The organism is Lysinibacillus sp. YS11 (genome assembly GCF_002896375.1).
Taxonomy (GTDB): domain Bacteria; phylum Bacillota; class Bacilli; order Bacillales_A; family Planococcaceae; genus Lysinibacillus; species Lysinibacillus capsici.
Genome location: NZ_CP026007.1, coordinates 332,302 through 346,511, shown reverse-complemented (window position 1 = coordinate 346,511; position 14,210 = coordinate 332,302). Strand labels below are relative to the sequence as shown.

Genomic DNA, 14,210 nt, shown 5'->3' with positions numbered 1-14,210 from the left:
CTGCTTCGAATCCATGAGTTCGGGAAGAGAAAGCCAGCTGTATATACCATTGATGGCAATCGAATTATGTTCAAACTTCTACATCTGGTAATTTAAATAAGAAATTAATTGATTTCTTCAAACGAATTAAAAGCACGCTAGGCATTATCCACCTAGCGTGCTTATTCTATTAATCTTATTTTGCCGCGGCTTGAATCTCAAAGTAAGCCCAATGCTCTTTAGGTATATCCTTGAAGATTTGTTCTGTGTCCTCAGTTGGTATTGGACGATTAAAGATTCGATTCAGTACCTTTACTGCCTGTGCACGTGTTAGTTTTTCTTCAGGTCTAAATTCACCATTGCCTGAGCCAACCATTATACCTATCGCACTTATGCGATTGATTTCTTTTGCTGCCCAATGTGTGACCGCCACATCACGATATGTTTCTCCACTTGTATTTATTTCGCAATACGAGGTATCTGTAGCCCCTTCTACACATTGTTTATCAATCCATCTCACAGCAATAACCGCCATTTGGGCTCTAGTAATCATTTCATTCGGCCCGAATGAACGATCATGACGTCCTTGCATAATTCCTTCTGTACGAATATATTCAATATCGTTTTTTGCCCATGAAGTAGCTGTATCTGCATAAAATAGGTTAGACGCTTCTGGTACATGATTGTCACTTAGGTTTCTTGCCAACATTGCTGCCATTTGGGCACGAGTGACATTTACATTCGGACGGAAAGTGCCATCTGTATAGCCGTGAATATAGGAAGCAAATGTGCTGTCTACCTCTATTGGTTCTTTCTCTGGTGGCACTTCTTCCTGCGCTTGTTCTACATAAAGTAGAGAAAATGTAGAAAAGTGCTCTACATCAAAGACTATACCTGTTTGCCCTCTCGTAAATTCTGCAAAACGCCCACGTATTATTTCAACTGTTCCATTACTATGCTCTACATAGACCATCATATTTTCTCGTTGAGCTGATGTGAGATTCGCTGGTAATGGTAGTAGCAATGTTACTTGACGGTTTTGTAGATTTGTGTCGATAGATATTGGCTGACCAACGAGTTTTACATTAGCGCCATTACCCTGTTGTAAAACGATTTCAGCTTGTTTAGCCTGATCCTCAATAGCTTTTTGCCGCAATGCATCCTTAATCGGTACAATTCGGAAGTAAATGTCTTCATTGAAATCATTCATTGAAGTAAAAGGAACATCTATTTTGACCATTCCCATAGCTATACTAAAATGTGATTTACCCTCTATTAATCGCTTAGCAGCATCTCTATCAAGTATCACCTTTGTTTCACTTGCTGGAGGTTCCATATTAGGGATCACAAGTCGAGATCTTTTATCTTCCTTATTCCCTAATATCCGAAGAAACTCGTTTGCATTTGCAACTGTAAAGTTTACTGTATCTTGAAAGCTACCGTTACTCAATACACGTGTTAACACGGTTTGGAGGAGCACATCATCTGGCATACTTTGATCTACAACATTTATCTTTAGCTGATTACTTGGTGCAACAGGATCAGGTGTTGGTGTAGGACTAGGCGTTGAAGATCCTCCATCTCCTGGTACATTGTTTTTAGACCACAAAGCATACAATATCAAATTCCCTTTCCCCATTTGAATCGTTTGCCCAATTTTATAAGTAACACCTTTTCCATCAGCCCTCGTATTCCATCCTACAAATGTATAGCCTGCTTTCATTAAATTACCTGTATTGCCCAGTACTGTAATAGTGTCCTGATTTTTATACTGCTTTGAATCTGTTGGTACTATCCCCCCATCAGACCCGTTACTGTCATACGTAACCGTATATGTTTGCAGTGCACTAGTCGTAAAATTCCAGGAAGTATTATTAGTAATACCTTTATACGCATTACCTGCTACATCAGTAAATGCACCTGCGTCAATTTGAATGCTGTAAGTAGTATTATGGGCTAAATCCAATGTAGGATTTACTGTCACAGTTTCATTAGTGATAGAAACATTTGCTTGTGTAACAGCAATAGTTTCGACAATTTGGTTATCTGCAGCATTTCTTATGACAATATTTTTACTAGTTACAGGTAAGACCTTTTCATCAAATGTTAATACAAGATTATCTGCAGGCTGTACATTAATTGCCTGATGCGCTGGGAAATAGGTTGTTATTTCAGGAGAAATTTTATCAAATATCACAATTGTCCCTGATGAAATCTCTGTTACCTGTAAGCCCTCATTCCCTGCTATATCTTGAAAATCAATTGTAAAACTGATAGGTCCATCTGAGTCTATGGACTTTAACGTATTGCTTGCTTGCCATGTTTTAGCATCCCCATCACCTTTATCATTGACATTTGCTGTTTGTCCTAGGATTGATACATTCGGTGATTGAATGTCCTCACTTGTCTCAAAGTCGATTGTGATTACATCGTCTACCTTAGCAACTGTTGGGTTAGCATTATTTGAAGCCATTGTCACCTTTTTTACTGTTGGCTTTACGCTATCGACAATGACATAGCTTCCATCAGTTACGTCCGTTACCTCTATTGCCGAATTACCTAACAGATCTTTAAAGTTAATTGTAAAAGGTGCTGTTCCCTCTAAATCACCATTATCTATAACATATGTTGCCTGCCAGTTTGTGGATGCTCCTGTTACAATAGCAGCTTTCCTCGAAATGGTAATTATAGGTGCTTGTATATTTTTATCTGTTTTCATTGTTAAGGTGATCGTATCTCCTACCTTAGCCTTTGTTGGATCCAGATTATTCGATTTTATCTTTACCTCTACAGCTTTTGGCAGAGCTTTATCAATCACAAATGTAATGGTTGTGGTATTCCCTGCACTATCTGTTGCTACCAAAGTATAATTTCCAGATGTACTTACTGTGGTTCCACTTGAAAAGGTTGCTCCATTCAGGGTAGCAGTTCCTTCATTAAAACTAATCGTTACATCAGTGTTATAAACACCGTTATTTGTAACCCCTGTTATGACTGGTGGAGTTGTATCTAGAACAATTGTATCTGAGAATGTATTTGATATATTGCCAGCAGTATCCCTTAGTTGCATATAAACTGTTTTACTACCTTCTCCATGGGATAAAGTCCAACTTTTCGTAGATATTTTTGACTCCCAACTGGACCAAGTAATACCATCATTCGAAAAGCGCATTTCTATCGCTTCTCCTTCTAAATCTGTTGCCGTCAAATTTAAGGTAACATTTATAGAACTTGTCGAGATTTGTCCACCGTTAACAATGATGGAACCTGATGGTGCATGATTTTTAGTAATCTGGATTGTAAACTCCTTATCCAACGTATTACCAGCCTCATCAGTTACTCTTATCGTAATCTTATAACTATTTTTCGTATCGAATTCAAACATTGCCTTTGTCTTTAATACATTCCCATCAATCGTAAAGAAGCTTGTATCTCCAGACTGTAATGAATACGTGAATGTTTGTGAGCTTCCTGTATCCACTGCCGCCAATGTTCCAACTGTTGTACCAATGGGTTTCTTTTCTTGTACAGTAGTATTATTGAGCTCAATATCAGTAGGTGGTGTACTATCATAGAATATTTGTAATTCATTTGATGCTTTATTTAAAGCACCTCCACTAGTTGCAACAACCTTTTCAGGAATTTTGATTTTCACAGCTCCATCTGTAATAGGTGATACTAGGGCTGTATACGTGTTACCAATTCCTGATAGCGCTGTCACATTTCCATTTGTAACCTCTATATCCCCAATCGTAAAGCCTGTCACTGACCCACTGAAAACAATAGCTATAAAAATTGGAAGGCTATTTGTTGGACTAGGTTTATTTGTTGAAATTGTCACTGCTGGACGTGCATTGACGACTAGACTCATCGTATAGACAGTACTAAAATCAATACCATCGCTTACCTTAAATGTAAAAGATGAAGAAGATCCATTTTCTGTAATATATTTTAAATTACCTGCATCTAAATTAGCCTTACTGATTGTCATACCATTTGTAATCGCTTCCCCACCATCAAATTGCTGATTATTATTGCTATCAAGAAAGAGCTGTCCGCTATTTGGGATAGTAGAGATTTGAATCTGTTGCAAAGTATCTCCTGCATCTTCATCAGAAAATGCGAAGGAAGTACTATTAAATGTATACACTTGACCCTCGTTTACATCTATGGTTCCATTACTGGATGTCGGTGGTTTATTTAAGGCAAGGGTTGTTACCTGCTGCATCGTATATGCACTCTTATTGCCATCGGTATCTTTGACAATGATATTAAAATAATAGGTAGTATTGGCAGCAAGGCCTGTAACATTAAAGGAGTTACTATCTTTGGTATAGCCGTCTAACGGTGTCCCATTCAATTCTATGGTACTAACCGTATCAATATTGTTACTACTAGATTGATAGATTTGATATTCTAAATCCTCTTGAGCTGTTATATCATCAGATGCTTTAGCCCAGTCCAGCTGTACGCCTGAGGTAGTAATATTTGAAGGAGTTATAGCACCATTTGTAATTGTTGGCGGATTATTATTTGGGATATCAATCGTAAATTGGGTAAACGTTAAATCCCATAGTCCCGCCTGTACAGTAGGTATAAAATTTACACTCGCAGTAATGACAAATGAGTTGATTCCTTCTATATTAATAGGAATATCATAAATAGGCTCATGATTTGCAACTGTCTTAAAAGTTACAGGATTTCCTTTTAGGTTTCCTGCCCCATCATACCCTTGAATTGTTAAGGACAATGCATCGTTTTCAAGATGTTTATTAATCGTATTAATTTTTATTGATTTTAAATCGAAGATCCCGCCTGCAAAGCTTTCCCCAGCAGAAATTCTAATTGATTTTGGTGGTGAATATTCATCTGCATCAAAATAATAACCAGCTGGAAATTGTGATCCATTGCTATACGTGAATAGATCAATACCATTATCACCAGGAATACCGCTTACTACAAAGCCATTATTTGTGTCATCTTTCCACGAAGCTTGACTTAAATCCTGTATACAACTTGGAAAATCTGGCGAATCGCATGCAGCCGCCTCCACTTTTAAAGGTGACACGAACCCTATCCCTACCATTTGACTATAAGCGATTAACAGCAAACACAAGGTTATGGTTAATATCTTTTTTCCCATTCTATATTCTCCTTCTTGGTTTCACACCCTTCATTTAATGAATCGTTAACTCTTAGGAGGCCATTCCCCATATAAACAAATAATAAAGTTTAGTCCTAAATATGGTTGCATATTGTTATGTGGTTGACTTCCCCCAGTTTGATCGATAGCAAAGGCGTTCATTGATGTATTCACTGAATTTGAATATACCGGGAGAGAACCTCTACCTCGTTGTTCGGTCCATAATGCTCCAGTTGGCTCATTATTTGATGGTTGAGTATTGTTACAAGTAACAATATGATTATGACTAGGTATTTCAGTGGTTAATAATGTAACAGTAGATGAACCTCCAGATGCTCCAACACTTCTTGGTGTTAATCCAACACCTGTTCCTTGATGAAGCGCTACCCTACCATTTAAGTTTGGTAATGCAAACGTTGTTTTACCATCTCCCCCATATCTGTTACCCAAAATAGCATATAATGCACTATTCGAGGCAATGTTTATTATCTGACCATCGCACAAAGCCCAGTCTTTTGGTGCAAAATTACCGCCAAATATTCTAATTTCTCCTATATATGCTTCTGACACTTTGCCCACCCCTTTTTTCTAATCTCTTGATGGATAAATTCCGACTAAAGCTATGCAGTAATTAGCGACACTATATGGCTGCATATTTTGATGTGGCTGTGAATTTCCTGATGTTGACAATGCTTGCAAGTTCATATTAGTGTTTGGTTGATTGATAGAATAAATATTATTAGCAGATGTACCCCACACATTTCCAGTAGCCACTTTCAACGTAGCACTTTCTGAACTACCATTAATAATATGTGTATGAGTCGGCATCTCATTAGTTGTTAACACATGTGCCTCTTCTCCTGCTTTTTGTCCACGTGTGATGCTACTGCTTACATGAACTGGGACTCTTCCCCTTAAGTCAGGTAATGCAAATGTCGTAGAGCCATTACCACCATAAGTTGCTCCTAAAATTGAATACAGCGCTTGGTTTGTATTAATTTGTAATATTTGTCCATCACATCGCGCCCATCCGCTTGGAACTGTCCCAAAGCTAAATAATCGTATTTCACCTACATATTGTTCACTCATCCTTCATACCCCCTATTCTGTTGGATACATACCGTAAAGAGCAATAATGTAACTAATTGTTAAAAACGGCATTACATTGTTATGAGAAGCGTTTCCTCCCACACTTGAAACAATGGCGGCATTCATTGTGCCATTTGGTGGTTGTGTCGAATATTGTATATTTTTTGCCCAAACAGCATTTTCTGGACTAGGGGTTGTGCCATCAAGAGAAGAAGCTTTTACCTGATGTGTATGTGCAGGAAGCTGTGACGAGATTAAAGTGACGGTTTCCACCCCTCCCATTTGACCATTGACAAAGGTAGTACCAGTAGTTGGATTCTGTCCTTGATGTACTACAACCCTGCCCTGAAAATTTGGTAATGCAAAGGTTGATTGACCATCTCCCCCATAGGTTGTGCCAATCAAAGAAAAAAGTATTTCATTTTCGGAAATAGATAATAGTTGACCATTACAAAGAGCCCAGCCATCTGGGGCATAATCACCAGCAAATAATCGAATTTCTCCGACATATTGTTCCATTCTTAAAACCTCCTTACAAAATATTGCTTTACCTAGCACATTACAATAACAAGGTTAAAATTAGGTTAAAAAATATATTTTTTCCAAAATGGACTAACTCACCAACCATTTAATCCAAAATATCAATACAATATTGTTGCTTATAAGAAAGAGTTAAAAGAAAAAAGTGGGTAATGATATTACATCTATAAAAATATTAAACTAAATACCTAAAACCAAATTCGTTTTTATTTCCGAGAATAAAAATGTCAAAAGCTATCGAGAGAAAACTTCTCGATAGCTTTTGTCTACAGTCTGAACATACTAACACTAATATGTTTTTATTTTATTTTTTCTTTTAGCCACTTTTTTATGCAACCCCTGAATAACAGAACGTGTTTCATCTAAATAATCCACTGTCTGCTCATAGGCACTCGTCACTATCCCCATAAATAAAATATCAATGACAAGTAACTGCGCTAGACGTGAGGAAGTGGCACCACTTCTAAAAGTTGCTTCAACATTGGGAGAGATATATAAACAAATGTCTGCTAGGCTAGACACTAGTGAACTACCATAGCGCGTTAAACTGATTGTAGTGGCTGGTGTTTGGCTAGCTATTTCAAGGATTTTAGCCACTTCATGCGTTTCTCCGGAGAAGGAGATACCTACTACCACATCCCCCTTCTGTGTATTGACAACGGCTGTAGCGCCTAAATGCAAATCCACAAATGCCCTACTATTTTTATTGATTCGTAAAAATTTTTGATCTGCATCCATTGCTGCTATACCTGATGCACCCACTCCAAAAAATATAATTTTATCAGCTTGTGATAAGGCCGTTATTGCACGCTCTAATTCAGCAATATTTATTAAATTAGCTGTTTGTGTCAAAATTTCACTACTTTGCGTCGTTACCTTCTCTACAATCGATGGCAGCGCTTCATTCGCCTCAATATCTCGATCTTCAACTTTAGCATGTTGTAAATCACCAGCAATGCGCAATTTCAGCTCTTGAACACCACTAATATTTAACGATTTACACAGCCGAATAACTGCGGCACTACTTGTTTGACTTGCCTCTCCTAGTTCAACCGCGGTCATTTTTATAGCCTGTGTAGGATGTGCTAATATATAGCTTGCCACCTTTTTTTCGGAGAGTGGAAGCTTTTCGCACATTTCAGCAAGCATAATTAAACCCGCATTTATTTTTTCCATTTTTCCAGCTCCATCTCTAGATAAAAGGAAGTTATCCATGTACCTCCTTCATCAATATTTCTTTAGAGACACCGCTCTCCGCACATGCCCTTCTGATTGAGCAAGTAATTCCGTCGCCTCTTCAATCGTTGTATTCGTCAGTAGCACCACAATCGCGAGCTTTACTTGATAATTGTTTTGCTCCAGAACACTTTCAGCCTGATTATAAGAAACTCCCGTTACCTCACAGACGATTTGTTTGGCTCTCTCTCGCAATTTAAAATTACTAGCATGAACGTCCACCATTAAATTTTTATAGACCTTTCCAAGCTTAATCATGGTTGTCGTTGTAATCATATTTAATATTTGTTTATGAGCTGTTGCAGCCTTTAGTCTTGTAGAACCTGTTAAAATTTCTGGTCCTGTAATCACCTCTATTGCAATATCTGCATGCTTACTAATAATAGAATGAGCGTTGCTCACTAAGCTGATTGTTTTTGCCCCTAGTTGTTGAGCATAATTTAATGCTCCTTTGACAAAAGGCGTTCGACCGCTTGCTGCAATCCCTATCACTACATCTCGGTTTGTTAGCTGTTGTTTCTGTAGTTCAACCTCTCCTAATGAAAGATCATCTTCTGCACCTTCTATGGCAATCATTACTGCATCTGCTCCTCCAGCCAATATTGCCTGCACAAGCTTTGGTGATGTACTAAATGTAGGTGGACATTCTACGGCATCTAGCAAACCAATTCGCCCACTTGTCCCTGCACCAACATAAAATAATCTACCGCCTTTCTTTAGTGCATCCACAACAGCTGTGACAGCCTGCTCGATTTCAGGTAAAACCTTTGCTATGGCTAATGGTACTTTTTTATCCTCTTCATTCATCAGCTTTACAATTTCAATAGTGGACATTAAATCTAGATTTGTCGTATCTGGATGATAGCCTTCAGTCGTCAGTTTTGTCATTCGTTCCATTGAAATCAAATCCCTCCAAACTATTTTTCATGGATACTCATCCAAGTTCCTTTTACCTTTCGTTGTAAAGCCTCTGTGATTGGAATTCCTTCACTGAGAAGTCCATTAACGAAAGCTCCTATAACAGGTGGCACCTCTGGTTGTATTAGTCGATTAGGTATTTTAGCAAGCTGTAATTTTTCTCGAAAGCATTGAACAAAATAAAAATTTTCGAATAAACCTCCACATAGGACAATAGAGTCACCTTTTAGCTGAGGCTCTTTTTTCAACATTATTTGGATGAAATGAGTTAAATGATGAGCAGCGTGTTCAATAATTTTTTGTGCCCTATCATTATTTTGCTCTGCTAAACGCAACACCACACGAGCTACGGAGGCTATGAGTACACGTGGCTGTGGATGCTCATAAACATGCGTAATAATTTCAGTAGGATTCTTTAATGCTAGCTGCTCCATAATAGTCGCTGTAAACAGATCCTCATTCACGCCAATAGCATCATAATGTCGCGTAATCAATCGCAATGCCTCTTGCCCAATATAGTAGCCACTGCCCTCATCTCCTAATAAATAACCCCATCCTCCAACACGACTAACTTGATGATTTTTTCCAACTGCATATACGATGGAACCCGTTCCTGCTATCACAACGAGCCCTTGCTGTGTAAATGTGCCGCTAGTAAGTGCCGCTACCGCATCATTGGTGATGGTTATCTTACAGGAGCTAGCAGGGAAAAGGAAGCTAATCCATTGCTCCCAGCGTTCTTTATCTAACTGGCGATCGCCCCCTGCCACACATAAGAACACCGCAGCAATATCATTATTTGTTGCATCTATCTTTTGTAGTAACGTGGCAAGGAGCTTGATAATATGTAGCCTTACCTCGTCAGGTGGCGTTGATTTTATATTCGTTCCAGCTCCTTCAACAAAAGCCAGCACTTCCCCTTTTCTTGTCCCAATCACTGCACGAGTTCTAGTCCCACCACCATCGACCCCAATAATGTATTCCCTATTTAATGGCACCAGCCGTCAGCCCCTCCATAAATTGCTTTGAGGCAATAAAGAATAATAGGATCATTGGTAATGAAGCTAATGTTAAACCTGCAAAAAGAGAGCCCCAATCTGCCGAATGCTCACCAAAAAGTGACATCATTCCAACAGGTATCGTCCGTTTCATTTTTTCTGTAATAAAAATAAGTGGGAAGAAGAAATCATTCCATGAAGCAATAAAATTTATAATAACCACTGTTCCAAGGGCAGGTCTCATTAACGGTAACATTACATGCCAAAGAACTCTTAAGTTCCCCGCCCCATCTATACGGGCTGCTTCCTCTAATTCATAAGGCATTGTTTTAAAAAAGCCAGTTAAGATCAGCATGGATAATGGAATACCTGTCGCCATGTTCATCAAAATTAAAGACCATAAGGAATTTATCAGCCCTAAATCACGCATTAATATAAAGAGCGGGACAATCCCCAATTTTATAGGAATCATCATGCCTAATAAAAAAATAAAGAACAATGCATGATTCCAAGAAAATTTAAAGCGAGCAATATAAAATGCAGCCAGTGAACAAACAACCACTATTAGTATCACAGATACAATACTGACAAATAGACTGTTTAGAAAGTATGTGGTAAATGGAATTTTTGCTAATAATGTACGATAAGTATCTAAGCTAAAGCTAGTCGGTAAACCCAATGGATTTTTATAGATATCCACGCTCTTTTTAAATGAAGATAAAATCATTAACAAAATTGGATATAAACTAATGGTCGCCACCGTAAACACCACAAGATAATAAAATGGTCGAACCCAAATAGCGCCTTGCTTCACTATAATCACCCCTTACATTTGAACATTCTTTTTATTGGCAAAGCGTAAAAATAGCGTGGTACAAACTAATATAAATAAGAATAGTACTGTAGCTAACGCCGAACCCAATCCAATAGCTGTTGCCCCAGAAGCGGTAGAGCTACCAAATGCTAAACGATAGAAAAACACAGCTAACGTATCTGTAGAATAGTACGGCTCTCCCATGGAGCCCTGCATTGCATATACTAATTCAAATGCTTCAAATGACTGGATAAATGTTAAAATGCCCATGATCATAATTGATGGCACCATTAAAGGCAAGTAAATCGTACGCAATAAAGTAAAACCCTTAGCGCCATCTAACTTTGCCGCTTCGACTAACTCACTTGGGATCCCTTGAAAGCCAGCAAGAAAAATTAAGACACCAAAACCTAGTCCAAACCAACAATTGACTAAAATAATGGCGATTAACGCCGTGTTGGGATCACCAAGCCAAGCCTTTTGTAAAGTTTCAAGACCTAATTTCTCCAAAATGACATTTAAAGTACCAAAATTTGGATTTAGAATGAGCTTCCATAAGAAACCTACAACAATCACTGATAATAATCGCGGTAGAAAGAAAGCAGCCTTAAAAAACTCTGCACCTTTAATTTTTTGATAAATAATAAAGGCAAGAAAGAAGGCTAATCCATTCATAACAATCATTTGCACAACAAAATAGAGGACATTATGCTTAAAGGCATTCCAAAACATGGAGCCATAGGGTTCTGTCGTAAAAAGCGTCACAAAATTTTGAAAACCAATAAAATCACCACGAGCCATCCCTTTCCATTCAAAAAAACTATAGGATAATGCCGCTATTATCGGATAAAGCACAAACAACCCATAGATTATTAGTGCAGGAATAGGGAAAAGATGGATAGTCCACCTTACTCTCGATTTCCTCCTTCTTACTGATGGAGCTGTATATTCTCTTATCATGAGCAGCCTCCTTTTACTAATCATGAAACAACAAGACCCCTAAACTCCTTATAGCACTTCAGGGGTCTACTGACTTGATACTTTCATTATTTTTGAAATGGCGTAAACCAAGTTTTAGCGTTTTCCTGTACTTTTGTGGCAACCTCTTCAGGCGTTACTTTACCTAAATACATGCCTTGTAGCTCACTTTCAAGCAAGCTCTTTGTTGTTGGGTCCCCACCAGTAAAATTAGTTACCCACATATATGGCGTTGCTTCATTTGCAGTCGAATGACTAATAGCGTTTAACAATGCATCGTCAGAGGTAATACCTGGAATAGCGCTGATCATAGAAAACTCTTTTACAAACAAATCGCCAAACTCCTTAGTTGTTAAAAATTCTAAAAATACTTTAGCTGCTTCTTTATTTTTCGAATTAGCATTAATCGCAAATGAGCCATCTACCCAAGTCGTCACTGTTGTATTACTCTCTTTAGATGGAATAGGAAAATAACCTAAATCTAAATCTGGATTCATTTCTAATACAACAGGAATTTCCCAGCTACCTAACGGAAACATTGCCGCGTCTTCTAGTGCAAACAAAGTACGGATATCATCCATTCCTAAGCCTTCTGAATTGACAGGAAAATACTTTTTCAAGTCATTCATTACTTGAATGGATTCAATAAACTTCGGATCTGTAAAATCCTTTTCTCCTGCGAGCACTGCTTGGTAAAAGTCATTGCCCTCATAAACAGCAGGACCGACAATACCGTGTAGCAACGATAATAGCCAGCCTTCTTTTGTACCCATTGCAATTGGTGTAATACCCTTTTCTAATAATTGGTCATTTAATGCTATGAATTCATCCCATGTAGTAGGAATTTCAAGATTATTATTTTTAAAAATCTTCTTATTATAGAAAAATTGTGTAGAGCTTAAGTTAATTGGTACACCGTACTGATTCCCTTGGTCATCACGAGAAGCCTGTAATGCTTCTTCAGGAAATACATTCAATCCATTTAAACCGTTTATTTTCTCAACATAACCTGCCTCCGCAAGCTTCAATCCAGCTGCATAAGGACGTAAGTGAAAAATATCTGGACCCTCTCCAGCCTGTAATGCCGTATTGAGGACTGTATTATATTCAGTATTTTTAGTTGGGTTAAATGAAACATGTATTTCAGGATGTTGTTCATTGAATAAAGCAATCACTTTTTCATACTTGGCAACATCTTCTGTGCGCCAACTCCCTATTGTTAGCGAAACCTCTTCAGTTTTCGATTTCTCTTCATTATCAGGTGTTGTTGAGGTCGTTATTTTCTCGTTCGTGTTACAGCCTACCAAACCCACAACCAGTAATAAAAGAAGCAACAATAACCATTTACTCTTTTGTCTCATACCAGCAGATCCACCCTTCATATCAGTAATTTTTCATAAATCATCGTATGAAGCTTCTCTCTAATCCTTCCCATGTTTGTATTTCTCCCATAATGCACAGCATTCGTTAGTAAAATGACAAATGCCTTTTTTACAGGGTCCATCCAAATACTCGTGCCTGTAAATCCTGTATGACCAAATGAGCCCTTGCTCCACCTCCTACCAAAACAAAATGATGCTTCATCTCCTCCCCATACTTCAAACCCAAGTCCCCTCGTTTTAAAAGTTTTCGTATAGGCAAGCTCTAACCATTCATATGGAATTACACTTTGTTGCTTGATCCCCAACCAAATTTCCGCATACTTTGCTAAATCCTCTACACATGAAAATAAACCTGCACTACCAGCAATACCATCTAGTAATAAAGCTTTCTCATCATGGACTATTCCCTGTACAAATTGACCTGCCACCATTTCTGTAGATGCAGCAAGCCTTCTTGTATGCACAGGCAGTTGAAAACATGTATGATGCATGCCCCATGGCTTAAAAACCTCTTGCTCTACAAAACTTTTTAATGAAATGCCAGTAACTTCCTCAATCACCTTTCCTATAATAATCATACCTAAATCACTATATTGCACTTGTTCATTTGGCTGCCATACTACATCACTTGCCAGTACCTCCTGCAGGATGTCACGCTTATGATGTCTTTTAACTACAGGTGTTAAATCTGCTGGCAATCCTGAGCAATGCTGCAATAAATGCTGGATTGTAATAAGAGGATAATTAAAATCAGGCAAATAGGTTTGGACTGGATCTGTTATATAAACTTGATTTCGACTCATCAGGAGTAAAATAGCTGGGAGTGTTGCGACAACTTTTGTTAAGGAGGCTAAATCAAACAACGTATTACTTAAAATAGCTTGCTCGCTGCCATCCTCAGCAGTATAGGCTCCATAATTGCATGAAAATAGCCTTCTTTCTTGCTGCTGAACAATTAATACAGCACCTGGAATTTTCTGTTCTTTCACTAAGCCAGTTATATATGCATCTACCAAGGAAGCACCCCACTATTAAATATCTAAATTTTCTGTAAATTAGTATTATCATATAAAATAAAATGATGAAAAATAACACCAATCCTAAAATTTTTTTCATGTGTACTCAATAAAAAA

Annotated in this window: 11 protein-coding genes; all 11 read right to left on the bottom strand. The window is 38.0% G+C overall.

Annotated elements, in window-relative coordinates; all coding sequences use genetic code 11:
* Nucleotides 1–175: 175 nt before the first annotated feature.
* The 11 genes from LBYS11_RS01640 to LBYS11_RS01590 all read right to left on the bottom strand — a co-directional run bounded on the left by LBYS11_RS01640 (nt 176) and on the right by LBYS11_RS01590 (nt 14,093).
* Nucleotides 176–5,122: an S-layer homology domain-containing protein gene (locus tag LBYS11_RS01640; protein WP_103117335.1), complete on the bottom strand. Its 4,947-nt coding sequence runs from the start codon at nt 5,120–5,122 to the stop codon at nt 176–178.
* Nucleotides 5,123–5,167: 45 nt separating this feature from the next.
* The gene (locus LBYS11_RS01635) at nt 5,168–5,692 is read right to left on the bottom strand and encodes a phage tail protein (protein ID WP_103117334.1); all 525 of its coding nucleotides are present in this window, start codon (nt 5,690–5,692) and stop codon (nt 5,168–5,170) included.
* An 18-nt stretch (nt 5,693–5,710) separates the two neighbouring features.
* Nucleotides 5,711–6,211: a phage tail protein gene (locus tag LBYS11_RS01630; protein WP_103117333.1), complete on the bottom strand. Its 501-nt coding sequence runs from the start codon at nt 6,209–6,211 to the stop codon at nt 5,711–5,713.
* A gap of 12 nt (nt 6,212–6,223) precedes the next feature.
* A complete protein-coding gene (locus LBYS11_RS01625; RefSeq protein ID WP_054548699.1) occupies nt 6,224–6,730 on the bottom strand; it encodes a phage tail protein in 507 nt (168 codons plus the stop codon).
* A 309-nt stretch (nt 6,731–7,039) separates the two neighbouring features.
* A complete protein-coding gene (locus LBYS11_RS01620) occupies nt 7,040–7,927 on the bottom strand; it encodes a MurR/RpiR family transcriptional regulator (protein ID WP_175400798.1) in 888 nt (295 codons plus the stop codon).
* A gap of 51 nt (nt 7,928–7,978) precedes the next feature.
* Entirely contained in the window at nt 7,979–8,884 is a 906-nt protein-coding gene (gene murQ / locus LBYS11_RS01615; RefSeq protein WP_103117332.1) for an N-acetylmuramic acid 6-phosphate etherase, read from the bottom strand.
* Between the two features lie 20 nt (nt 8,885–8,904).
* Nucleotides 8,905–9,903, bottom strand: a complete 999-nt coding sequence (locus tag LBYS11_RS01610; RefSeq protein ID WP_103117331.1) for an N-acetylglucosamine kinase — start codon at nt 9,901–9,903, stop codon at nt 8,905–8,907.
* Nucleotides 9,890–10,717, bottom strand: coding sequence for a carbohydrate ABC transporter permease (locus tag LBYS11_RS01605; RefSeq protein WP_048391881.1), 828 nt, complete (start codon nt 10,715–10,717; stop codon nt 9,890–9,892). Before LBYS11_RS01605 ends, LBYS11_RS01610 begins: the two co-directional genes overlap by 14 nt.
* A 12-nt stretch (nt 10,718–10,729) precedes the next feature.
* Complete coding sequence (locus LBYS11_RS01600; RefSeq protein ID WP_103117330.1) at nt 10,730–11,677, bottom strand: carbohydrate ABC transporter permease; 948 nt, start codon at nt 11,675–11,677, stop codon at nt 10,730–10,732.
* Nucleotides 11,678–11,763: 86 nt separating this feature from the next.
* Nucleotides 11,764–13,077, bottom strand: a complete 1,314-nt coding sequence (locus tag LBYS11_RS01595) for an ABC transporter substrate-binding protein (protein WP_199768287.1) — start codon at nt 13,075–13,077, stop codon at nt 11,764–11,766.
* On the bottom strand, nt 13,074–14,093 hold the full coding sequence (locus LBYS11_RS01590; RefSeq protein ID WP_048391885.1) for a serine hydrolase domain-containing protein: 1,020 nt from the start codon (nt 14,091–14,093) through the stop codon (nt 13,074–13,076). Before LBYS11_RS01590 ends, LBYS11_RS01595 begins: the two co-directional genes overlap by 4 nt.
* Between the last annotated feature and the right edge of the window lie 117 nt (nt 14,094–14,210).